We start from the raw sequence: 22581 nt of genomic DNA on the forward strand, positions 1-22581 counted from the left end.
CTGGGGGGTACCTGACGGGGAGGGTCAGCGGTCGGTGGTGGCCGCCGCCTCCAGGGCCGTCGCGGTGTCGGTGTCGGTCACCAGGTGGTTGAAGAAGCCGGCTCTGGCGGCGGCGATGATCGAGCCGATCTTGTTGCGGCCGACGGCGACGGCGATCGCATGGGGCACCTCCCGCAGCTCCTCCAGCCGCATCGCGATCAGCCGGTCGTTGGTCTCGAGATCCAGCGGTGTGCCGTGGACGTCGTACGGTCGGGCGTTGATGTCACCCACCGCGGACCGCAGCCAGTGCGGGTTCCCCTGGAACGTGCTGGGCATGATGGTCCGGGTCAACGGCGGTGCCCCGACACCGAGCAGCGCGGCCTTGGCGGTCTTCCACAGGCCCAGCACCTCCTGGATGTGCGGGTCGCCCAGCAGCGACCGGTAGAGCTCCGCGCTCGGCAGTGCCGGCGCGTAGAGCAGCACCGGCCGACCGTTCAGCTTCATCGCGAGCCGGCGGGCGATCTCGTTGGTCTGGTACGGCCCCTCGGATTCGAGCTGGCCGCCCACCGTGGGGGCGACCAGCACCCCCGGGGCCGGTGGCAGCGGGTGCCCGACCACCTCGTACACCGTCACCCCCGAGGAGACCAGCAGCCCGTCGCCCGGCACGAGTCCGGCATCGTCGATGGCCCGGCCGACGCCGGGGGCGAGGATCGCGCCGATGTCGCGGCGGCCCACCGTTGGGGTGACGTACACCTTCCGCAGGCCGAGGGCCGTCGCCAGCCGACCGGCGAGCTCGGCGTCCCTCTCGACCGTCGGTTCGCGCACCTCGATGGTGACGATGCCGGCCGCGCGCGCCTCGCTCAGCAGCCTGCTCACGGTCGGCCGGCTGACGCCGAGGGCGTCGGCGATCTCCGCCTGGGTTGCGTTGTCGACGTAGTAGGCCAGGGCCGCCTGGTAGAGGATCGCCGGATCGAAGCGCCCTCGTGACGACATCGATGACCGACCGCTCCGGGCGGAGTGGGCTTCCTCACTCATCCTGCATCCCCCTGCTACCGCGAACTCCGTTGTCGGAGCGCTGATGACTGGACTGTACACCACTGAACGAATGTTCAGCACCATAGTTGCACAAAAGTGCTGGACAAATGTCATCAGGGTTCCTAGGGTCGGTACCGACGTCGCAACGAGGCGCGTCTACCCCAGCGAGGGACGGAGTTCAAAGGTGAACAACACACTTCCCGAGACGATGACGGCAGTCATCAACCACGGGCCGCGCGACTACCGGTTGGAGCACATCCCGGTGCCGACCAGAGGGCCCGGGGAACTGCTGCTCAGAGTCGAGGCGGTGGGCATCTGCGCCAGCGACCTGAAGAACTGGGCCGGTGCAGCGAAGTTCTGGGGCGACGAGAACCGCCCCGCCTGGGCGGAGACCGAGGTCGTGCCCGGGCATGAAATCACCGGCCGGATCATCGGGATCGATGAGGAGGCCAGCAAGCACTGGGGCGTCGCTCTCGACGACCGTGTCGTGGTGGAACAGATCGTTCCCTGCTGGGACTGCCTGTACTGCGACCACGGCGACTATCACATGTGCGAGCCGCACAACATGTACGGCTTCAAGCGGTCCAATCCCGGCGGCATGGAAGAGTACATGACCATCAGCACCAACTCCCTGGTGCACAAGATCAGCAAGGACATCCCGCCGGCGCACGCGGCGTTCGCCGAGCCGCTGTCCTGCGCCCTGCACGCCGTCGAGCGCGCCCAGCTGCAGTTCAGCGACATCGTCGTGATCGCCGGCGCCGGTCCGATCGGTCTCGGCATGATCGCCGGCGCCGCCGCCAAGCATCCGGCCCAGATCATTTCCCTCGACATGGACCCGCGCAAGCTGGAGATCGCCGAGAAGACCGGCGCCACCATGACGATCAACATCGCGGAGCACGACCCGGTCGCGATCATCAAGGATCTCACCGGCGGCTACGGCGCGGACGTCTACCTGGAGGGCACCGGGCACCCGTCCGCCGTCCCGCAGGGCCTGAACCTGCTGCGCAAGCTGGGCCGCTACGTCGAGTACTCCGTCTTCAAGGAGAACGTGTCGGTCGACTGGTCGATCATCTCCGACGACAAGGAGCTGGACGTCCTCGGCGCGCACCTCGGACCGAACTGCTGGCCGACCGCGATCGAGCTGATCGAGACCGGCAAGCTCCCGCTCGACGAGATCTGCACCCACCAGCTCCCGCTGGCGGACTTCCAGAAGGGCCTGGACCTGGTCGCCTCCGGCACGGAGTCCATCAAGGTCAGCCTGATCCCCTGAATCACCCCCCGGTTCTGACAACGAAGTCGAGGACAACACCATGAATTCACCGTTCACCGAGCCGATGAGCCGCCGCCGCATCCTGCAGGGGCTCGGCCTCGCCGCCACCGCCCCGCTGCTGGCCGCCTGTGTCGGCCCCGGGCAGAAGTCGACCAACAACGGCTCCAACGCCGTCACCGGGTCGTTCGACTGGCAGAAGGTCAAGGGCACCACGATCAAGATCCTGCAGACCCCGCACGTCTACCAGCAGACCTACCAGCCGCTGTTCAAGGAGTTCACCGACCTGACCGGCATCCAGGTCGTCGCCGACCTGGTCCCGGAGGCCGACTACTACACCAAGCTGAACACCGAGCTGGCCGGCGGCAGCGCCACCCACGACGCCTTCATGATGGGCGCCTACTGGGTCTGGCAGTACGGCCCGCCCGGCTGGCTGGAGGACCTGGACCCGTGGATCAACAACACCGCGGCCACCGGCTCCGAGTTCGACTACGAGGACTTCTTCGACGGCCTGCGGACCTCGATGAAGTGGGACTTCAAGCTCGGTGACGCGGCCGGCACCGGCGGCACGTACGCCCTGCCGTGGGGCTTCGAGCTCAACAACATCGCCTACAACAAGACGGTCTTCGACAAGAAGGGGATCAAGCCCGCCGAGACCTTCGACAACCTGATCCAGCTGGCCATCGACCTCACCGACCGCAAGAACGACCAGTACGGCATCGCCTTCCGCGGCTCCAAGTCGTGGGCCACGATCCACCCCGGCTTCATGACCCAGCTGTCCCGCGAGGGCGGCAAGGACTACGAGCTCAAGGACGGCAAGCTGACCGCGGCGATGAACTCCCCGGTGGCCGTCGACTTCACCAAGAAGTGGGCGGACCTGGCCAAGCAGGCCGGCCCGACCTCGTGGACCACGTACGAGTACCCGAACTGCACCGGTGACCTCGGTGACGGCAAGGCGATGATGGTCTACGACGCGGACTCGGCGACGTACCCGAAGAACGTCAAGGGTGCCTCGAAGATCGCCGGCCAGATCGCCTGGCACCAGGGCCCGGCCGGCCCCGACGGGAGCCTGGCGACCAACCTGTGGACCTGGTGCTGGGGGATGAACTCCAAGTCGAAGAACAAGCTGGCGGCCTGGCTCTTCATGCAGTGGGCGGCCGGCAAGGATGCGATGAACAAGGCGGTGCAGTCGGGCGCCTTCGCCGACCCGGTGCGCCAGTCCGTCTTCAACGGGACCTTCAAGCAGACCCTGGGCGGCTTCCCGGGCTACCTCGAGGCCTTCGAGGCACAGGTGCCGCAGGCGAAGGTGCTCTTCACCCCGCAGACCCGTTTCCTCGAGACCACCGAGGACTGGGCCGTGGCGCTGCAGAGCATCTACGGCGGCTCCGACGCCAAGTCGACCCTCGATGCCCTGGTCACTTCCAACACGAACAAGGTGAACAGCTGACCCCGGCCGTCAGCCGTTCCCCGCATCGGAAGGTCCTTCCTTGCACATGAGCACTCGCCAACACGGGGCGATGCGCAGTGCGGACGACACGGTCGGCGGCCGCCAGGCCCCGACCGTGTCGCCTGCCAGACGCAAGTGGCGCCCCTACATCCTCTCCATTCCTGCCACCGTCATCCTGATCGGCATCCTGTACCCGTTCGTCCAGGGCGTCGGCTACACCTTCCTCAACTACCGGGCGACCGAGGGCGATGTGCACTTCATCGGTCTCGGGAACTACCTCCAGGTCTTCACCGATCCGCTGTTCTGGGGCTCGGTCCGGATCACCCTCACCTTCGCGATCGTCGCGACGGCCCTCGAGACCGTCCTCGGCGTCATCATCGCGCTGCTGCTCAACCGCTCCAGCCTGATCGGGAAGATCTTCGAGAAGGTCCTCATCCTGCCGCTGATGATCGCCCCGGTGATCGCCGGCGTGATCTGGAAGCTGATGTTCAACCCGCAGTTCGGCATCCTGAACCACATCTTCAACCTGGGGTCGACGTTCGACTTCCTCAGCGAGGGCCGCGCACTGTGGTCGATCATCATGGTCGACGCCTGGATCTACACGCCGTTCGTCGCGATCCTCGTCCTCGCCGGCGTACGGTCCCTGCCGAAGGAGCCGTTCGAGGCCTCCGCGGTCGACGGAGCCGGCTGGTTCTACATGTTCCGCCGGCTGATGCTGCCGATGATGTGGCCCTACATCCTGGTCGCCGTCATCTTCCGGTTCATGGACTGCCTGAAGGTTTTCGACATCGTCTACGTGCTGACCCAGGGTGGCCCCGGCCACGCGACCAGCACGCTGCAGGTGAACGCGTACATCAACTCGATCATCAACTTCAACTACTCGGGCGGCGCCACGTACATGTTCATCCTCTGGATCATCGTGTACCTCACCGCGCAGCAGCTGGTGAAGCTGCTGGGCCGGGCCCAGGCCCGCGCCGCCGGATCGGAGGCGTGAGATGGCTCGCAAGGAGATGATGCCGGGACAGAAGCGGTTCACCGCCCCGGCGATCCTCGGCGACGTCGCCATCCTGGCGTGGTTCGTCTTCAGCCTGTTCCCGATCGTCTGGATGGTGATGCTCGCGCTGAAGACACCGGCCGAGCAGACCACCACCTACTTCCGGTTCTCCCCGACCCTGGAGAACTTCGTCACGGTCCTCACGGCGCGTGGCACGGCGCTCACCAGTGTCGACTTCAAGGCCGCCCTGGTCTCCAGCACGATCAACTGCCTCGGCGCCGTCGTGGTGTCCCTGGTGGTCGGCATCCCGGCCGCGTACGCCGCTGGTCGGTGGAAGTTCCGCGGGTCGGACAGCCTGATGTTCAACCTGCTGAGCTTCCGCTTCGCGCCTGAGCTGATGGTCATCGTCCCGCTGTTCGTCATCTACAACGGTCTGGGCCTGTTCGACACCACCTTCGGGATGATCTGGGTGCTGCAACTGGTCACCATGCCCCTGGTGGTGTGGATCCTCCGGTCGTACTTCGAGGACCTCCCCGAGGACCTGGAACAGGCCGCGCTGCTCGACGGCTACTCGCGCAAGCGGGCGTTCACCATGGTCGCGCTGCCGCTGGTCCGGCCCGGCATCGCCGCCTCGGCCCTGCTGGCGTTCATCTTCGCCTGGAACAACTACATGTTCCCGCTGATCCTGACCAACTCCGGGTCGGTCACCGTGGCCATCACCAAGTTCCTCGGTGGCGGCGGCCAGGCGTACTACAACCTGACGGCCGCGGCCGGTGTGGTGGGCGCGCTGCCACCGCTCATCCTCGCTCTGACGATCCAGCGCTACCTCGTCCAGGGCCTGAGCTTCGGGGCGGTGAAGGGCTGATGGGCACGCTCAAGGTCCGTGACCTGACCAAGACGTACGGCTCCACCACGGCGATCGACCACCTGGCGATCGATGTCCGGGACGGCGAGTTCTTCGTGATCCTCGGCCCGTCCGGTGCCGGCAAGACCACCACCCTGAAGGCGATCGCCGGCCTGGTCGAGATCGACGAGGGCAGTGTGGAGATCGCCGGGGTGGACATGACCCAGGTCGAGCCCTACTACCGCAACGTCGCGATGGCGTTCGAGAGTTACGCGCTCTACCCGCAGAAGACGGTGGCGGGCAACCTCGCCTCGCCGCTGAAGTCCGGCCGCCATCGCCACTACGACGAGGCCGAGCGCAAGCAGCGGATCGCCGACGTCACCAAGACGCTGGGCATCGACCACCTGCTCGACCGGCTGCCGAAGGAACTGTCCAACGGCCAGCGCCAGCGCACCGCGTTGGGGCGGGTGCTGGTCCGGCCCGCCGACATCTACCTGCTCGACGAGCCGCTGTCCCACCTGGACGCCAAGTTGCGCGCCTCGATGCGGGCCGAACTGAAGTCGATCGCGTCGCGGTCCAACACCACCACGCTGTACGTGACGCACGACTACCAGGAGGCGCTGGCGCTGGCCGACCGGATCGCGGTGCTGCGTCAGGGCGAGTTCGTCCAGATCGGCACCCCCGCCGAGATCTGGCGCTCTCCCGTCGACACCTTCGTCGCGCGGGCCGTCGGACAGCCGGAGATCAACCTCGTCGACGGGGTCGTCCGCGGCGGGAAGGTCCGGGCCCTGGGCGGTGCCCTGGAGTTCCCGGCGCCCGCCGCTCTCGAGCTGCCTGAGGGCAAGGAGATCCGGGTCGGCATGCGGCCCAGCGAGCTGGTCGTCCACCGCGAGGTGCACGACGGCGACTGGCTGCGGGTCACCGGACGGATCCGGCTGGCGCAGCGGCTGGGCCGCGACGTCGAGCTCGACATCGAGGTGGGGGACGGTCACCTGATCGTCATCGACCGCGCGGACGCGTCGCACCAGGAGGGCGCGCCGATCGAGCTGGACATCCATCTGCCCAACGTCCACCTGTTCGACGGGGGAGCGCCGGACGAGCACACGGCCCGGCTCGGGTCCGCGGTCGGACGCGGTGCGGCCCCGCTGCCGGAAGAACTCGAAGAGGAGCTGGGCGAATGAGCGTCAAGGTCGAGGAACTGCACGGCGGCGGTGCGCTGCCGTTGCGGATCCGCAACGTCCGCAAGGTCTACCGCACCGGGAAGAAGGGGGTCGAAGCCGTCAAGAACATGAACCTCGACATCGAGCCCGGTGAGCTGATCACCCTGCTCGGACCGTCGGGCTGCGGCAAGACGACCACGTTGCGGATGGTCGCGGGCCTGGAGACGATCACCGCCGGTGACGTCTTCATCGGCGATTCCCGGGTCAACGACCTGCCGCCGAGCAAGCGCAATGTGGGGGTGGGCTTCGAGAGCTACGCCCTCTACCCGCCGCTGAACGTCCGGGAGAACCTGTCGTACGGGCTGAAAGCCGGCAGGCGGGTGGCTGATCCGGACAAGATCGTGGACGAGCTGGCGGACCGGCTCGAGATGCGTGACCTGCTCTCCCTGCGGCCCGCCTCACTGTCCAGCGGCCAGAAGCAGCGGGTGGCGCTGGCCCGGGCGCTGATCCGCAAGCCTCCGGTACTGCTGCTCGACGAGCCGTTGGGTCACCTCGATGCCGCGGCGCGCCAGCACGTACGCCGCGAGCTGAAGCTGCTGCAACGCCAGTTCGGCTACACCACGATCGTCGTCACCCACGACCAGTTGGAGGCGATGACCCTGTCGGACCGGATGGCCGTGATGAACGGCGGCATCATCCAGCAGTACGGCACCCCGGACGAGATCTTCGATGACCCGGCCAACATCTTCGTCGCGGACTTCGTCGGCGAACCGAGCATCAACCTCTTCCCGGCGACGGTCGTCAGGGACGGCGGCCGGACCCTGGTCCGGGTCGGCGCCGACGTCCTCGAGGTGGCCGCCCGGACCGCGACCGACGGCGCCGAGGTGATGGTCGGCCTCCGGCCGCAGGACTGCCACGGCAAGGGGGTGACGAAGGGGCTCACCGGCACCGTCTTCGTCTACGAGGACCTGCTGGAACACGGCATCGCCCGGGTCAACCATCCGGGCGTGCCGGACAAGCCGCTGGTCATCCAGACCCCCGCGGAACTGCAGCTCAGCCCTGGCGCCTCGGTGACCTTCTCCGCGCCGCCGAACCGCATCTACCTCTTCGACAAGGACAGCGGCGTACGCATCCGCTGACTTCCGCGATGAGCAGCGACGAAAGGACGCGCCATGACTCATCTGTTCAATGATCCCGACACCTTCATGGAGGACGCGCTGGTCGGCTTCTGTGATGCCTTCTCCCGGTACGTGCTGCAGGTCCCCGGCGGCGTCGTCCGCCGGGCGGCGACCCCGGCGGGCAAGGTCGCCGTCGTCGTCGGCGGCGGCTCGGGCCACTACCCGGCCTTCTGCGGCGTGGTCGGCGACGGCTTCGCCGACGGGGCCGTCGTCGGCAACATCTTCACCTCGCCCTCCACCGAGGACGCCTACAACGTCGGACGGGCCGCGCAGAACGGCGGCGGCCTGCTCTTCATCACCGGCAACTACGCCGGTGACGTGATGAACTTCGACCTGGCCCAGCAACGGCTGATCGCCGACGGGATCCCGACCCGCAACCTCTACGTCACCGACGACGTGGCCAGCGCACCGATCTCCGAGCTCCGCAAGCGTCGCGGCATCGCCGGTGACTTCGTGGTCTTCAAGGTCGCCGGCGCCGCCGCCGACCGGGGGGCCGACCTGGCCGAGGTGGAGCGTCTCGCCAGCAAGGCCAACGACCGCACCCGGACGATGGGCGTCGGGCTGGACGGCTGCACGATGCCGGGCGCGGCCGACAAGCTGTTCCACGTGCCGCCGGGCCGGATGGGCGTCGGGCTGGGCATCCACGGCGAACCCGGGATCGCCGAGGCCGACCTGCTGTCCGCCCACGACCTGGGGCTGCTGCTGCTGGAGCGGGTGCTGGCCGAGGAGCCGGCCGACTCGACCAAGCGCGTCGGGGTGATCCTCAACGGGCTCGGCGCCACCAAGTACGAGGAGCTCTTCGTGGTCTGGCGGACCGTCGCGGCCGAACTGGCGCAGCGCGGCTACACCGTGGTCGATCCCGAGGTCGGCGAACTCGTCACCAGTCTCGACATGGCCGGGATCTCGCTCACCCTGGTCTACCTGGACGACGAACTGGAGGAGTACTGGACTGCCCCGGCCGACACCCCCGCCTACCGGAAGGGTGCGGTGGACCGACGCGACGCGCCGACCCGGGATCTGTCCGGACTCGCCGCCGCCCACGATGACGTCTCCGAGGGCAGCGCGGCGTCGCGGGTCGCCGCCGGGGTGGCCGTCGCGGCGCTGACCGCGATCGACGCCCGGATGCGGGCCGAGGAGGAGGAACTGGCCCGGATCGACGCGGTCGCCGGCGACGGGGACCACGGCCGCGGCATGGTCCGCGGCGTCCACTTCGCGCTGGAGGCCGCGCGCTCGACCGCCGGAGCCGGCGGTGGCGTACGGTCCGTGCTCGACGCGGCCGGCGAGGCCTGGGCCGGCAAGGCCGGCGGCACCTCCGGCGTGCTGTGGGGCCGCGCCCTGCAGGCGTTCGGCGACCGGCTCGGCGACGACGCCGAGCAGTACCGGGCGGCCGACGTGGTGGCCGGGCTGCGGGCCTTCCTCGACTCGATGCTGACCCTCGGCAAGGCGCACGTCGGCGACAAGACCATGCTCGACGCCCTGGCGCCGTTCGTCGACCGGCTCGACGAGGAGGTGACCGCCGGGCGTCCGCTGGCCGAGGCCTGGGGCGAGGCGGCGCAGCTCGCGGTGCAGGCCGCGGCGGCCACCGCAGCGTTGTCCCCGAAGGTCGGCCGGGCCCGCCCGCTGGCCGAGCGGAGTGTCGGCACCCCGGACGCCGGCGCGACCTCGCTGGCGATGTGCGCGGTGGAGGTCGGCACGGTGCTGGCCCAACGGAAGGTCTCCCAGGGAAGTGGACAGGAATGACCGAGAAGTCAGGAATCACCGAGAAGTACCGGGTGGTGGTCGGCGCCGATGACGCCGGCTACGACTACAAGGAACGCCTCAAGGCCGATCTCGAGGCCGACGAGCGGGTCGCCGAGGTGATCGATGTCGGGGTGGGCCCGGGACAGTCGACCGCCTACCCGCACATCGCGGTCGAGGCGGCCCGCCGGATCGCCGCCGGTGAGGCGGACCGGGCGCTGCTGGTCTGCGGCACCGGCCTGGGGATGGCGATCAGCGCCAACAAGGTGCACGGGGTGCGGGCGGTCACCGCCCACGACTCGTACTCGGTGGAGCGCTCGGTGCTGAGCAACAACGCCCAGGTGCTCTGTCTGGGCGAACGGGTGGTCGGGATCGAGCTCGCCCGCCGGCTGGCCAAGGAATGGCTCGACTACACCTTCGACCGGACCTCGCCGTCGGCGGGGAAGGTCGCCGCCATCGAGCGCTACGACAGCGCGTCATGACCGAGCTCGAATCGCTGCCGGCGGAGGTCCGACAGGCGGTGGCGGCGACCAGGGAGCGGGTGGCGGCGCTGCACGCCGAGCTGCCTCGCTGGGGCCTGGTCGCCTGGACCGCGGGCAACGTCTCGGAACGGGTCCCCGGGGCGGACCTCTTCGTGATCAAGCCGTCCGGGGTGTCGTACGACGACCTGCGGCCCGAGCGGATGGTCGTCTGCACCCTCGACGGCGAGAAGGTCGAGGACGAGGTGGCCGCCGGGCTCAGCCCGTCCTCCGACACCGCTGCCCACGCGTACGTCTACCGGCACCTGCCGGCGGTCGGCGGGGTGGTGCACACCCATTCGACGTACGCCACCGCGTACGCCGCCCGGGCGGAGGCGATCCCCTGCGTCCTCACCATGGTGGCCGACGAGTTCGGCGGGCCGATCCCGGTGGGTCCGTTCGCGGTGATCGGGGACGACTCGATCGGCCGGGGGATCGTCGAGACGCTGACCCGGTGCCGGTCGCGGGCGGTGCTGATGGCCCACCACGGGCCGTTCACCGTCGGCGCGGACGGCCGTGAGGCGGTCAAGGCCGCGGTGATGTGCGAGGAGGTCGCCCGGACCGTCCATGCCGCCCAGCAGGCCGGCGCGGTGGAGGAGCTCCCGCAGGAGGTCGTCGACCGGCTCTGGCACCGCTACCAGAACGTCTACGGACAGCACCCGGAGCAGCCGTGACCACGGGACGCGTGGAGGACGCGTGACCACGAACGGCCTCACCGTGGAGCGCGCGGCCCCGGAGGTCGCCGGCTCCCGCTGAGGTGAAGACGTCGTACGGTGCCCTCGGAGGACCTCGCCTCTCCCCGTGTCCGGGGGCGCCGTACGACCCTCGGGGTGACCCCGCCCCGGGGGCGGGAAACGTGATCGTCATCGCGCCGGCCCACCGGTTACCGGGTTGTCACCGCAGCGAAACCACCGCTGCCCCGTCACTCGTGACCATGGAACCAGATATCTGTCGCCCGACAGATACTGACCCAGCAAAGGGCAGCCATGGCCACCACCACCGCGGGTTTCGTGCCCGGTCCGGCCGAACCCGAAGACCTCGCCCGGTTCGGCTACCGGCAGGAACTCCATCGCCGTGTCGGGAGCTTCTCGTCGTTCGCCGCCGGATTCTCCTTCGTCTCCATCCTCACCACCGTCTTCCAGTTGTTCGCCCTGGGCTTCGGCTTCGGCGGCGCGGCGTTCTTCTGGACCTGGCCGCTGGTGTTCCTCGGCCAGTACCTGGTCGCCCTCAACTTCTCCACCCTGGCCGCGCGGTTCCCGATCTCCGGATCGATCTTCCAGTGGTCCTCCCGCCTCGGCGGGCAGACCTTCGGCTGGTTCACCGGATGGCTGATGATCATCGGCCAGATCCTCACCGTCGCGACCGCCGCGATCGCCCTCCAGGCGGTCCTCCCGTCGATCTGGTCGGGCTTCCAGATCGTCGGCGGCCCGGGCGCCGATCCGGCCCCGACCTCGCCGACCGGCGCGGCGAACTCGGTCCTGCTCGGCGTCTGCCTGCTCGCCGTGACCACCGTCATCACCGTCATCGGCGTGCGGCTGATGGCCCTGGTCAACTCCACCGGCGTCGTCCTGGAGATCGTCGGCGTCGTCGCGATCGTCTCCGCCCTGCTCTTCCACGCCCAGCGCGGCCCGGCGATCCTGTTCACCAGCACCGGCGCGAACCTCTCCCCGGACACCTCCTACCTGTCCGCCTGGCTCGCCTCGGGCCTGATGGCGGCGTACGTGATGGTCGGCTTCGACTCCGCCGGTGAGCTCTCCGAGGAGACCCACGCCCCGCGGCGGACCACACCGCGGACCATCCTGCGGGCCCTGTGGGTCTCCGGGATCGGCGGCGGGCTGCTGATCGTCGGCGCCCTGCTGGCCGCCCCCAGCCTGACCGACGGCGGGCTCGCCACCGGCGGGCTGCCCTGGGTGCTCAACGAGGTGCTCGGCCCGGTCGGCGGGCGGATCCTGCTGGCCGACGTGGCCATCGCCGTCTTCTCCTGCACCCTGGCGGTGCAGACCTCCGGCTCCCGGATGATGTTCTCGATGGCGCGGCAGAAGGCGCTGCCCTTCCACCGCTTCCTTTCCCGGGTCTCGGCGCGCACCGGCACCCCGGTGGTCACCTCGATCGTCGTCGGGGTGCTGGCCGCGCTGGCCCTGGCGGTGAACCTGCACCAGACCGCGATCTTCACCGCCCTCACCAGCCTGTGCATCGCGATGCTCTACCTCGCCTACCTGGGCGTCACCGGACCGCTGCTGCTCACCCGGCTCCGCCGGGCCCGGCTGGGCCGACCGGCCCCCGTGGAGCTCGACGAGACCGGTCAGCCGCTGTTCAGTCTCGGCCGGTGGGGCATCCCGATCAACGTGGCCGCGGTCGCCTACCAGGTGGTCGCCGTGATCAACCTCGCCTGGCCGCGCGCCGCGGTATACGACCTGACCGGCGGGACCTGGTGGCTGCAGTGGAGCGCGGTGCTGTTCATCGGCCTCTGCCTCGCCGTCGGGGTCCTGGTCCACCGCCGGCTGCACCCGCATGCCACCCGCATCCCGCTGGCCCCGGTGCACGCCCGTGGGCACGCGGAGGATGCCGAGCCGGTCGGCGATCTCGTCTGACCGTGGCGCGACCGACCCAGCCCCGACCCACCCCACGACCCACCCCACGACCCTCCCGAGAAGGGATCCCGATGACCGCCACCACCCAGGAACACCACACCGCCACCGTCCTGTCCGCCCGCGACGACGCCCGGGGCCAGACCGGGCGCCGCGCCGAGGCGATGCCCTACCTGCCGGCGTCCTCCTCGCCGTACGTCCCGGCCGGCGTCGACCCCGACCGGCTGGTCTGGGCGGAGACCGTCGCCGGCGGCAACTACACCCACCGGGTGGTCGCCCGCGGCACCCACCTCCGCCTCGACGACGTCGAGGGCACCGGCTGTGCCCACCTGCTGCTCTTCAACGCGCTGGAGCCGGGGGAGCGGCTCAACGTCGCCGACACGATGAAGATCCCCTGGCAGGCCTACCTCGGCGCCGGCCATCCGCTGCTGTCCGGCGACGGCCGGGTGCTGGCCACGGTGCTGGCCGACGACTCGGGACACCACGACGGCTTCTGCGGATCCCTGTCGGATGCGGCGGCGCGGGCGAAGTACGGTGCGTCCGCCCCGCAGAGCGCCTCCCCTTCGGGCCGCGCCCTCTTCACCCTGGCCGCGGCGAAGCACGGCCTCACCCCGCGGGACCTGCCGCCGAGCGTGTCCTTCTTCCAGGGCGTCCGCGTCGACGCGGATGGCACCCTCACCTTCACCGGCTCGGCCGGCCCGGGGCGCAGCGTCGAGCTGGTCGCCGAGCTGCCGCTGCTGGTGCTGATCGCCACCTCCCCGCACCCGCTCGACCCGCGGCCCGGCTACACCAACGGCCCGCTCCGGGTGCACGCCTGGCGGGGCGAGCCGACCACCGCGGGCGATCCCCGCTGGGACGCCACCCCCGAGATCCATCGGGCCTACCTGAACACCGCCGACTACCTGACCGCCCGAGGACTCTGAGATGACCGCGACCGCTTTCCCTCCCGCCACCCGCTGCCCGCTGCCTCTCGACGAGGTGCTGGACACCGCCCGCTACGCCGAGGGCACCGTCTTCGACCTGTCCGGCCCGATGGTCGCCGGCCCGGTCGTCCTGGACGAGGTGGTTCCCGCCCGGGCCCCCTGGTCGGCTCGGCTGGCCGCCGGCCAGGTGCTCACCATCGTCGACGTCGGCGGCAACCAGTCCGGCGACTGCCTGTTGTTCAACGCCGACGACACCGACGAGCGGTACAGCGTCCCGGACACCCTGGCCTGGCAGGGCAACGCGTACGTCCGCACCGGGACCGTGCTGCGGTCCACCCTCGGTGAACCGCTGGCCACCGTGGTGGGCAACGAGGTGGACCGCCAGGACACCATCGGCGGGGCCTGCAGCAAGGAGTCGAACACCCTGCGCTACGGGCACCACACCCTGACCGAGCACGCCTGCCGGGACAACTTCCTGGCCGAGGGATCGCGCTACGGACTCGGCGTCCGCGACCTGGTGTCCAACCTCAACTGGTTCATGAACGTGCCGGTCGAGGCGGACGGTGCGCTCGGCATCGTCGACGGGATCTCCGGACCGGGCCGACGGGTCGCCTTCCGGGCGGACAAGGACATCCTCGTCCTGGTGTCCAACTGCCCCCAGCTGAACAACCCCTGCAACGAGTTCAACCCCACCCCGCTGCGGATGATCGTCACCGACCCGGAGGCCGAGCGATGACCGCCGGAGCGGCGAGGAGCGCCACCACGGCAGGGACCGGCGTGCCGGGCTGGGCCTTCGACACCGTCCTGGTCGCCAACCGCGGTGAGATCGCCCGGCGGGTGATCCGGACGGCCCGGGCACTGGGGCTGCGGACCGTCGCGGTGTACTCCGAGGCCGACTCGGCCGCCCCGCACGCCCGGGAGGCGGACGAGGCGGTGCCGATCGGCCCGGCGAGCGCGCGGGCCTCGTACCTCGACCCGGCGGCGATCCTGGCCGCGGCCCGGGCGACCGGCGCCGGGGCGATCCACCCCGGCTACGGCTTCCTGTCGGAGAACGCCGACTTCGCCCGGCGGGTGGAGGCGGCCGGGATGGCCTTCGTCGGGCCGACCCCCGAACAGTTGGAGCAGTTCGGCCTCAAGCACACCGCCCGATCGCTGGCTGAACGGGCCGGGGTGGCGATGACGCCCGGCACCGGGCTGCTGACCTCCGCCGATGAGGCGATCGCCGCGGCCGACCGGATCGGCTACCCGGTGATGGTGAAGGCGACCGGTGGCGGTGGCGGGATCGGCATGCTGACCTGCGCCGGCCCGGCCGAGGTGGCCGACGCGTACGCCCGGGTCGGGCGGCTGGCTGCGGCGACCTTCGGCAGCGGCGGCGTCTTCCTCGAGCGACTGGTCCGGCCGGCCCGCCACGTCGAGGTCCAGGTCTTCGGCGACGGTGCCGGGGGCGTGGTCGTCCTCGGCGACCGGGACTGTTCCCTGCAGCGGCGCAACCAGAAGGTGGTGGAGGAGGCGCCGGCCCCCGGCCTGCCCGACCGGGTCCGGGCGGCGCTGCACGCGTCGGCCCGACGGCTCGCCGCCTCGGTGCGGTACCGCAGCGCGGGCACGGTCGAGTTCGTCTACGACCCGGTCCGCGAGGAGGCGTCCTTCCTGGAGGTCAACACCCGCCTCCAGGTGGAGCACCCGGTGACCGAGCAGCGCTACGGGATCGACCTGGTCGAGCAGATGCTCCGACTGGCCGGCCAGGGGCCTGCCGGGGTGGCGGACCTGATGGCCACCGACCTGCGGCCGACCGGCCACGCCGTCGAGGCCCGGATCTATGCCGAGGACCCGAACCACGACGGTCGTCCGAGTGCCGGCCTGGTGACCCGGGTGGTCTGGCCGGGGGCCGGGCGGGATGGCGTCCGCGTCGATGCCTGGATCGAGACCGGCACCGAGGTGAGTACCCACTACGACCCGATGCTGGCCAAGGTGATCGTCCACCGGCCCGACCGCGCCACCGCCCTGGCCGATCTCGCCACCGCCCTCGACGAGGTGCGGATCGACGGTCTGCAGACCAATCTCGGCCTGCTGCGTACGGTGCTGCGACGCGAGGACCTGGCCGACGTCGCCCACCACACGCACACCCTGGACGGCCTCCGCGACCCGGAGCCGCGGATCGACGTGGAACAGCCCGGCCTGATGACCACCGTCCAGGACCTGCCCGGCCGGGTCGGCTACTGGGACATCGGTGTGCCGCCGAGCGGCCCGATGGACGACGTCTCGATGCGCCTGGTGAACCTGGCCCTCGGCAACCCGGCGGGCGCGCCGGCGCTGGAGTGCACCGCCACCGGCCCCACCCTGCGGTTCTCGCACCCCACCTGGATCTGCCTCGGCGGCGCGCCGACCCACGCCACGGTCGACGGGCGGCCGCTGCCCTGGTGGACCCCGGTCGAGGTTCCGGCCGGCGCGGTGGTGGAGATCGGCGCGATTCCGGAGAACGGCCCCGGGCAGCGGACGTACGTCGCCGTCCGCGGCGGCGTCGACGTCCCCGACTACCTGGGCAGCGCCGCCACCTTCACCCTCGGCCGGTTCGGCGGTCACGCCGGCCGGGCGCTGCAGGCGGGCGACGTCCTGCACGCCGCCGACCCGGCCGGCCTGCCGCCGATCGTCGGCCCGGTCCCGCTGGAACGCCGGCCCCGGCTCACCCGCGACTGGCGGCTCGGCGTCACCGAGGGGCCGCACGCCGCACCGGAGTTCTTCACCCGGCGCGACATCGACGATCTCTACGCGGCCCACTACGAGGTGCACTTCAACTCCGACCGCACCGGCGTCCGGCTGCTCGGCCCGCACCCGGCCTGGGCCCGTGAGGACGGCGGTGAGGCGGGGCTGCACCCCAGCAACATCCACGACACCCCGTACGCGGTGGGAGCCCTCGACTTCACCGGCGACACCCCGATCATCCTCGGCCCGGACGGGCCGAGCCTGGGCGGCTTCGTCTGCCCGGCCGTGGTGGCCTCCGGGGAGCGCTGGAAGCTGGGCCAGCTGCGGCCCGGCGACACGGTCCGGTTCGTCCCGGTCCGGGAGCGGGACGCGCCCGGCCTGCGCGCCCGGGCCGCTGCGGCCCGGCTGACCGGGACCGGCGACGGCGACGACGGGGTGCTGGCCCGGACCGAGCCGGGCGAGGACCGGCCGGCGCTCACCTTCCGCCGCGACGGGGACGACAACATCCTCGTCGAGTACGGCGAGCAGGTCCTCGACATCGGCCTGCGGATGCGGGTGCAGGCGCTGCTCGAGGCGCTGAGCGCCGACGCGCCCGACGGCGTCATCGACGCCACCCCGGGCATCCGTTCCCTGCAGGTGCACACCGACCCGGCCAGGCTGCCGGCCGGCAGCCTGGTGGGCCTGCTCACCGAACTGGACGCCGCGCTGCCGGACACCCGCGAGCTCACCGTGCCGTCGCGGATCGTCCGCCTGCCGCTGTCCTGGGACGACCCGGCCACCCGGGTGGCGATCGAGCGCTACCTGCACAGCGTCCGCAGCGACGCCCCATGGACACCGTGGAACATCGAGTTCATCCGCCGGATCAACGGGCTGGACAGCGTCGAGGACGTCCGTCGTACGGTCTTCGACGCCAGCTACCTGGTGCTCGGTCTGGGCGACGTCTACCTCGGTGCCCCGGTTGCCACCCCGCTCGACCCGCGCCACCGCCTGGTCACCACCAAGTACAACCCGGCCCGCACCTGGACCGCGGAGAACTCGGTCGGCATCGGCGGCGCCTACCTGTGCATCTACGGCATGGAGGGCCCCGGCGGCTACCAGTTCGTCGGCCGGACCACCCAGGTGTGGAACCGCTTCCACCGGGCCGGGATGTTCGCCGAGCAGCCCTGGTCGCTGCGGTTCTTCGACCGGATCCAGTGGTATCCGGTCGGTGCCGACGAGCTCCTGGAGATGCGCGCCGACGTCGAGGCGGGCCGCGCCTCCCATGCCGAGGTCACCGAGGGGACCTTCGACTACGGGGAGTACACCGGCTTCCTGGCCGAGAACGCCGCCGCGATCGACCGTTTCCGCGCCGTCCAGGAGCGCGCCTTCGCCGAGGAGAAGGAACGCTGGCGGGAGGCCGGGGAGTTCCGGGTCCAGCCCGCGGAGCACCTCACGGCGGCGACCGTACGACCGGTCGAGGTGCCGGCCGGACAGGTCGGGGTGTCGGCGCCGTTCCTCTCCAACGTGCTGCACGTCGACGTGACCGCCGGCGACCGGGTCCGCAAGGGCGACCGGCTGGTCTCCCTGGAGGCGATGAAGATGGAGACCCCACTGACCGCGCCGGCCACCGGCACCGTCACCGCGGTGCACGTCACCGCCGGCAGCCAGGTGTCCGCCGGCCAGGTGCTCGCCGTCGTCGGCCCGGAGCCCTCCTCGGCCCCGGCCGCGGGAGCCCGGCGATGAGCGCCGTCGACCGGACGACCGCCGTCGACCGGACGACTGCCGCGCTCGACGCGATCGCTGCTTCCGGCCGGCCGGAGATCTGGATCTCCCTCGCCGATCCCGACGTTGTGCTGGCGCAGGCGGCGGCGATCGACGAACGGGTGGCCGCCGGTGCCGAGCTGCCGTTGGCCGGGCTGGTCGCCGCGGTCAAGGACAACATCGACGTCGCGGGTCTGCCGACCACCGCCGGGTGCCCGGCGTACGCGTACGACCCGCCGGCCGACGCCGAGGCCGTCGCCCGGCTGCGGGCCGCCGGCGCGGTGGTGATCGGGAAGACCAACCTGGACCAGTTCGCCACCGGGCTGGTCGGCACCCGCAGCCCGTACGGGGCGGTCCGCAACGCCTGGGCCCCGGAGCGGATCTCCGGCGGCTCCAGTTCCGGCTCGGCCGTCGCCGTCGCCCTCGGCCTGGTCGACCTCGCGCTGGGCACCGACACCGCCGGCTCGGGGCGGGTGCCGGCCGCGCTCAACGGGATCGTCGGGATCAAGCCCAGCCGCGGACTGGTGTCGACCACCGGCGTCGTCCCCGCCTGCCGCAGCCTCGACTGCGTCACGGTCTTCGCCCGGTCCCTGGGCACCGCCCGCCGCGCGGTCCGGTCGATGGTCGGCGCTCCGGCCGAGATCGCCGCCCGGCGGATCCGCGACCGTACGCTGCGGCCGGCCCCGGTGCCGGCCGGGCCGCTCCGCCTCGGTGTGCCGTTCCCCGGGCAGCTCGGCGAGCTCGCACCGGGCTGGCGGGCGGCGTACGACGCCCTGGTCGCCCGCGGCCGGGCGTGCGGACTCGAGCCGGTGCCGGTGGACATCGCGCCGCTGCTGGAGGCCGCCGCGCTGCTCTACGAGGGGGCGTTCGTGGCGGAACGCTTCGCCGCGGTCGGGCCGTTCATCGCGGCGCACCGCGACCTGGTGGGCGGAGCGATCGATCCGACCGTGGCGGCGATCGTGCTGGCTTCGGCGGAGCCGACCGCGGCCGACCTGTTCGGCGACCTCGCCCGGCTGGAGCGACTGGCCGTGCTAGCCGAGGAGACCTTCGGCCGGATCGACGCCCTGCTCACCCCCACCACCACCCGCCACCCGACGATCGCCGCCGTTACCGCCGACCCGGTCGGGGTCAACGCGGCGATGGGCCGGTTCACGAACTTCGCGAACCTCCTCGACATGGCCTCGGTCGCCTTCCCGGCCGGGACCGTCGACGGCCTGCCGTTCGGCGCGATGCTGACCGCCCCGGCCGGGTCCGACGACCTGCTGGCCCGGATCGTGGCGCAGTTCGACGCGGCGGAGACCGAGCTCGTCGTGGTCGGGGCGCACCTGTCCGGGATGCCGCTCAACCACGAGCTGGTCGCGGACGGCGGGACGCTGGTCGGCCCGGTGCGTACCGCCCGGTGCTACCGGCTGCACGCGCTCGACACCGTCCCGGTCAAACCGGGACTGGTCCGGGTGCCCGACGGCGAGGACGGCGGCACCATCGAGGGAGAACTGTGGCGGCTGCCGGCGGCCGGGCTGGGGCGCCTGGTCGCCGACCTGCCCCAGCCGATGGCCCTCGGCCCGGTCGAACTGGACGACGGCCGGGTGATCGCCGGTTTCCTCTGCCAGCCGGCGGCGATGACCGGCGCCGAGGACATCACCGGGTGGCGGAGCTGGCGGGCCTGGGTGGGTGCCCGATGACCGGTCTGCTCGCCGGGCCGCCCGGGTCGTCGGCGATGACGTCGTGGCCTGCCATAATGCGGGGCGTGGCCCAGGCAGCGGAACGTCCCCGTCGTCCCGGTCGTCCCCGGGCCAATCCCGCGACCGAGGCGTCCGGGCTCACCACGCACGACCAGATCCTCGACGCGGCGGCGGCGCTCTTCGTGGAGGAGGGCTTCGCCTCCTGCACCACCCGGCAGATCGCCGAACGCGCAGGGATCCGGCAGGCCTCGGTCTACTACTACTTCTCCAGCAAGGACGCGATCCTGCTGGTGCTGCTGTCCTCCTCGATCCGGCCGAGCCTCGGGTTCGCCACCGTACTGCGGGAGGATGCCGAGGCGGGCCGGGACCCGGCCGGGCGGCTGTGCGCACTGGTGATTGCCGATGTCCGCACCCTCGCCGGGGCCCGGCACAACATCGCCAGCCTCTACGACCTGCCGGAGGTGCAGGAGAAGGCGGAGTACGCCGGCTTCCGGGCCGATCGCGACGAACTGATCCGGGTCTACGGTGACTTCGCCGAGGCGGTGGTGCCCCAGGTCGATCCCACCCTGTGCGGGACGCTGGTGATGCAGCTCGTCGAGTCGGTGATCGGGCTGCGCACGGCGGGCCGGTTCCGGCCGTCGTACGAGGCCGACATCGCCCGGGCCTGCCTGCGGATGCTCGGTCTGGGCGAGGACCGGATCGAGCAGGCGTTCCGGACCGCCCAGCTGCTGCTGGCCCGCTGACCGCGGGCCGGTCGGTCAGAAGTTGACCGAGCCGCCGTCCACCGGCGTACGGTCGCCGTCCAACAGGTGCGGTTCGTCGCCGCGGATCTGGCGGTGCAGCGCCTCCATCTCGCCGTCCAGCTTCGCCGAGGTCAGCGCTGTGCTGTAGAGGCTGTCGAGGAGCGCCTCGGGGACCGTACGGTCGAACTTGTAATAAATCTTGTGCTCCAGGGCGGCCCAGAAGTCCATCGCGATGGTGCGGAACTGCACCTCCACCGGGACCCGGGCGATCCGGTCGGTGAGGAACACCGGCACCTCGAAGATGACATGGAGGCTGCGGTAGCCGTTCGGCTTGGGCTGGGCAATGTAGTCCTTCACCTTCAGCACGGTGAGGTCCGGCTGCGAGCAGAGCACATCGCGCACCCGGTAGACGTCGCTCTCGAAGGAGGTGATCACCCGCACCCCGGCGATGTCGGTGATCGCCTCCCGGACCCCCTCGATGGTCGGATCGACGTGGCGGCGCCGGGCCTTGGCGACGATGCTGCCGGGGGACTTCAGCCGGGCGGTGAGATGCTCGATCGGGTTGTAGTCGTAGGCGTGCTCGTACTCACGACGCAGGATCGTCAGTTTGGTCATCACCTCGTCCAGGCCGGCCTGGTAGGTCAGCAGGACGCGGGCCAACTCGCTGCCGTGGGCGACCAGTCGCTCGTACGCTGCGAAGGTGTCGTCGCGGGGATCATCGGCATCGATGTCGTCGGCCATACCCTTCAGAGTAGGTCGCCGCCCGGAGGGGGATCGCGGCGACCACCCCCAGCAGCGCCAGCAGGAAGGCGGAGCGGTACTCCCCGGCGAGGGTGAAGCGCAACTGGAGCTTCAGGAACAGGTCGACCACGAACCAGGCGGTCACGCCGATGGTCAGCCACGGCACCCGGGCCCCGCGCCGGCCGACCAGGTCGGCCGCCACCGCGGCCAGCGCCAGGCTGCTCGTGTAGTAGAGGTAGGTGCCGGGGTCGAGGACGAGCCTGACCGCCAGCACCGCCAGCGGGATCCAGCCGATCCGCCCGCAGCGGGCGCACAGCCAGGCGATCAGGACCCCGAGCAGCAGTTGGACGGGACGATCCCAGGAGGGCGTGGTGGGCGTGGTCACGCCGAGCACCCGCAGCACCGAGTCGACCTCGGTGCGGATGGTGAACGAACCGACCGTGAGCGTACCGGGATCGGCGATCACGAAGGCCAGCCAGGGGAGCGCCACCGCGGCCATCCCCACCAGCGCCCGGCGCAGCCGCCCCTCGCGCTCGCCCCAGGCGATCAGCATCATCGGCAGCGCCCACGGTTTCGCCGCCGTCGCCAGGGCCAGCAGGACCAGCGCCGGCCACGACCGGCCCCGAGTCGCCTGCAGCAGGCCGGCACAGACCAGGCTCATCGCCAGTACGTCGTCCAGGTGCCCGTAGTGCACCGCGAGCACCGACCACACCGGCAGCATCAGCGCCCCGGCCACCGCGACACTACGTCCGCGAGGCCCGTCAGCGGATCCCACCCTGTCGTCCGGTCGGGCGGCACGGGCCGCTCCGGCCTGCCACAGCAGCCACAGGTCGACCATGCCGAGCGCCAGCATCAGGACCGCCCCGACCCAGCCGCTGGCCGAGGTGCCGGCCACCGCGACGACCACGGCGGAGACCAACAGGGTCAGCGGACCCATCTGGAGCTCCGGATGAGCGGCGAACACGTGCAGGCCGCCCTGGGCCGAGGGATCCAGCAGCGCCAGCCCGGCGGTGCGGAAATAGTGCCACGAGTACAGGCCGTGATAGGCACTCACCGCAGCCCAGAGGATCGTCCACCAGGTCAGCGCCGGCCACCACAGCGCGACATGGCGCCGTGCCCCGGCGGTGAACGGCCGACGCCCGGCGGCGTCGGCGATCGGTCCGTGGATCGGGGGCTGGCCCACTTCGAGGTGCAACGACATCGACAGCAACGTACGCCGGCGCGCCGGACGAACCCACACCGCGCGCGGTCGGTCTCAGCGTCCTCCCATCTGTCCGCCCCCGCCGCGGTCCCGCACCGTCCTTC

At 71.1% G+C, this 22581-nt stretch carries 18 protein-coding genes; 15 read left to right on the top strand and 3 right to left on the bottom strand.

Going from position 1 to position 22581, the window contains the following annotated elements:
- Positions 1–24: 24 nt before the first annotated feature.
- The gene (locus R0145_RS00455) at positions 25–972 is read right to left on the bottom strand and encodes a sugar-binding transcriptional regulator (RefSeq protein ID WP_317838469.1); all 948 of its coding nucleotides are present in this window, start codon (positions 970–972) and stop codon (positions 25–27) included.
- 226 nt (positions 973–1198) lie between these two features.
- On the opposite strand from R0145_RS00455, the gene R0145_RS00460 reads away from it, so the two are divergent.
- The 15 genes from R0145_RS00460 to R0145_RS00530 all read left to right on the top strand — a co-directional run bounded on the left by R0145_RS00460 (position 1199) and on the right by R0145_RS00530 (position 20535).
- Positions 1199–2284 (top strand): zinc-binding dehydrogenase, encoded by a 1086-nt coding sequence (locus R0145_RS00460; protein ID WP_317838470.1) that lies wholly within the window; start codon positions 1199–1201, stop codon positions 2282–2284.
- Positions 2285–2324: 40 nt separating this feature from the next.
- On the top strand, positions 2325–3728 hold the full coding sequence (locus R0145_RS00465) for an extracellular solute-binding protein (RefSeq protein WP_317838471.1): 1404 nt from the start codon (positions 2325–2327) through the stop codon (positions 3726–3728).
- Positions 3729–3774: 46 nt separating this feature from the next.
- A complete protein-coding gene (locus R0145_RS00470; RefSeq protein ID WP_317838472.1) occupies positions 3775–4722 on the top strand; it encodes a sugar ABC transporter permease in 948 nt (315 codons plus the stop codon).
- 1 nt (position 4723) lies between these two features.
- Positions 4724–5587: a carbohydrate ABC transporter permease gene (locus R0145_RS00475; protein ID WP_317838473.1), complete on the top strand. Its 864-nt coding sequence runs from the start codon at positions 4724–4726 to the stop codon at positions 5585–5587.
- Complete coding sequence (locus R0145_RS00480; protein WP_317838474.1) at positions 5587–6747, top strand: ABC transporter ATP-binding protein; 1161 nt, start codon at positions 5587–5589, stop codon at positions 6745–6747. Before R0145_RS00475 ends, R0145_RS00480 begins: the two co-directional genes overlap by 1 nt.
- Positions 6744–7865, top strand: a complete 1122-nt coding sequence (locus tag R0145_RS00485) for an ABC transporter ATP-binding protein (protein WP_317838475.1) — start codon at positions 6744–6746, stop codon at positions 7863–7865. Before R0145_RS00480 ends, R0145_RS00485 begins: the two co-directional genes overlap by 4 nt.
- A gap of 33 nt (positions 7866–7898) precedes the next feature.
- Entirely contained in the window at positions 7899–9644 is a 1746-nt protein-coding gene (locus tag R0145_RS00490; RefSeq protein WP_317838476.1) for a dihydroxyacetone kinase family protein, read from the top strand.
- Positions 9641–10123 (top strand): ribose-5-phosphate isomerase, encoded by a 483-nt coding sequence (locus R0145_RS00495; RefSeq protein ID WP_317838477.1) that lies wholly within the window; start codon positions 9641–9643, stop codon positions 10121–10123. The genes R0145_RS00490 and R0145_RS00495 overlap by 4 nt, the downstream gene beginning before the upstream one ends.
- Positions 10120–10833: an L-ribulose-5-phosphate 4-epimerase gene (locus tag R0145_RS00500; protein WP_317838478.1), complete on the top strand. Its 714-nt coding sequence runs from the start codon at positions 10120–10122 to the stop codon at positions 10831–10833. The genes R0145_RS00495 and R0145_RS00500 overlap by 4 nt, the downstream gene beginning before the upstream one ends.
- A gap of 312 nt (positions 10834–11145) precedes the next feature.
- A complete protein-coding gene (locus R0145_RS00505) occupies positions 11146–12750 on the top strand; it encodes an APC family permease (RefSeq protein WP_317838479.1) in 1605 nt (534 codons plus the stop codon).
- A 71-nt stretch (positions 12751–12821) separates the two neighbouring features.
- Complete coding sequence (locus R0145_RS00510) at positions 12822–13670, top strand: urea amidolyase associated protein UAAP1 (RefSeq protein ID WP_317838480.1); 849 nt, start codon at positions 12822–12824, stop codon at positions 13668–13670.
- Position 13671: 1 nt separating this feature from the next.
- Positions 13672–14406 (top strand): urea amidolyase associated protein UAAP2, encoded by a 735-nt coding sequence (locus R0145_RS00515; protein WP_317838481.1) that lies wholly within the window; start codon positions 13672–13674, stop codon positions 14404–14406.
- Positions 14403–18092: an urea carboxylase gene (gene uca, locus R0145_RS00520; protein WP_317838482.1), complete on the top strand. Its 3690-nt coding sequence runs from the start codon at positions 14403–14405 to the stop codon at positions 18090–18092. Before R0145_RS00515 ends, uca begins: the two co-directional genes overlap by 4 nt.
- Positions 18089–19792, top strand: coding sequence for an allophanate hydrolase (locus R0145_RS00525; protein WP_317838483.1), 1704 nt, complete (start codon positions 18089–18091; stop codon positions 19790–19792). Before uca ends, R0145_RS00525 begins: the two co-directional genes overlap by 4 nt.
- Positions 19793–19857: 65 nt before the next feature.
- Positions 19858–20535: a helix-turn-helix domain-containing protein gene (locus tag R0145_RS00530; RefSeq protein WP_317838484.1), complete on the top strand. Its 678-nt coding sequence runs from the start codon at positions 19858–19860 to the stop codon at positions 20533–20535.
- A 15-nt stretch (positions 20536–20550) separates the two neighbouring features.
- Here the strand turns inward: R0145_RS00530 and R0145_RS00535 are convergent, their stop codons facing one another.
- Positions 20551–21276 carry a GTP pyrophosphokinase family protein gene (locus R0145_RS00535; RefSeq protein WP_317838485.1) on the bottom strand — a complete coding sequence of 242 codons (726 nt, stop codon included), beginning with the start codon at positions 21274–21276 and terminating at the stop codon, positions 20551–20553.
- Complete coding sequence (locus R0145_RS00540) at positions 21251–22477, bottom strand: hypothetical protein (protein ID WP_317838486.1); 1227 nt, start codon at positions 22475–22477, stop codon at positions 21251–21253. Before R0145_RS00540 ends, R0145_RS00535 begins: the two co-directional genes overlap by 26 nt.
- Positions 22478–22581 lie beyond the last annotated feature (104 nt).

Source organism: Raineyella sp. W15-4 (assembly GCF_033170155.1).
Classification (GTDB): domain Bacteria; phylum Actinomycetota; class Actinomycetes; order Propionibacteriales; family Propionibacteriaceae; genus Raineyella.

What these genes read in the sequence shown, in the direction of transcription:
- R0145_RS00510 (WP_317838480.1), top strand. Translation starts at nt 12,822, where the DNA reads ATGACCGCCACCACCCAGGAACACCACACCGCCACCGTCCTGTCCGCC.
- R0145_RS00465 (WP_317838471.1), top strand. Translation starts at nt 2,325, where the DNA reads ATGAATTCACCGTTCACCGAGCCGATGAGCCGCCGCCGCATCCTGCAG.
- R0145_RS00515 (WP_317838481.1), top strand. Translation starts at nt 13,672, where the DNA reads ATGACCGCGACCGCTTTCCCTCCCGCCACCCGCTGCCCGCTGCCTCTC.
- R0145_RS00505 (WP_317838479.1), top strand. Translation starts at nt 11,146, where the DNA reads ATGGCCACCACCACCGCGGGTTTCGTGCCCGGTCCGGCCGAACCCGAA.
- R0145_RS00500 (WP_317838478.1), top strand. Translation starts at nt 10,120, where the DNA reads ATGACCGAGCTCGAATCGCTGCCGGCGGAGGTCCGACAGGCGGTGGCG.
- R0145_RS00470 (WP_317838472.1), top strand. Translation starts at nt 3,775, where the DNA reads ATGAGCACTCGCCAACACGGGGCGATGCGCAGTGCGGACGACACGGTC.
- R0145_RS00480 (WP_317838474.1), top strand. Translation starts at nt 5,587, where the DNA reads ATGGGCACGCTCAAGGTCCGTGACCTGACCAAGACGTACGGCTCCACC.
- R0145_RS00495 (WP_317838477.1), top strand. Translation starts at nt 9,641, where the DNA reads ATGACCGAGAAGTCAGGAATCACCGAGAAGTACCGGGTGGTGGTCGGC.
- uca (WP_317838482.1), top strand. Translation starts at nt 14,403, where the DNA reads ATGACCGCCGGAGCGGCGAGGAGCGCCACCACGGCAGGGACCGGCGTG.
- R0145_RS00535 (WP_317838485.1), bottom strand. Translation starts at nt 21,276, where the DNA reads ATGGCCGACGACATCGATGCCGATGATCCCCGCGACGACACCTTCGCA.
- R0145_RS00525 (WP_317838483.1), top strand. Translation starts at nt 18,089, where the DNA reads ATGAGCGCCGTCGACCGGACGACCGCCGTCGACCGGACGACTGCCGCG.
- R0145_RS00490 (WP_317838476.1), top strand. Translation starts at nt 7,899, where the DNA reads ATGACTCATCTGTTCAATGATCCCGACACCTTCATGGAGGACGCGCTG.
- R0145_RS00475 (WP_317838473.1), top strand. Translation starts at nt 4,724, where the DNA reads ATGGCTCGCAAGGAGATGATGCCGGGACAGAAGCGGTTCACCGCCCCG.
- R0145_RS00485 (WP_317838475.1), top strand. Translation starts at nt 6,744, where the DNA reads ATGAGCGTCAAGGTCGAGGAACTGCACGGCGGCGGTGCGCTGCCGTTG.
- R0145_RS00455 (WP_317838469.1), bottom strand. Translation starts at nt 972, where the DNA reads ATGTCGTCACGAGGGCGCTTCGATCCGGCGATCCTCTACCAGGCGGCC.
- R0145_RS00540 (WP_317838486.1), bottom strand. Translation starts at nt 22,477, where the DNA reads ATGTCGTTGCACCTCGAAGTGGGCCAGCCCCCGATCCACGGACCGATC.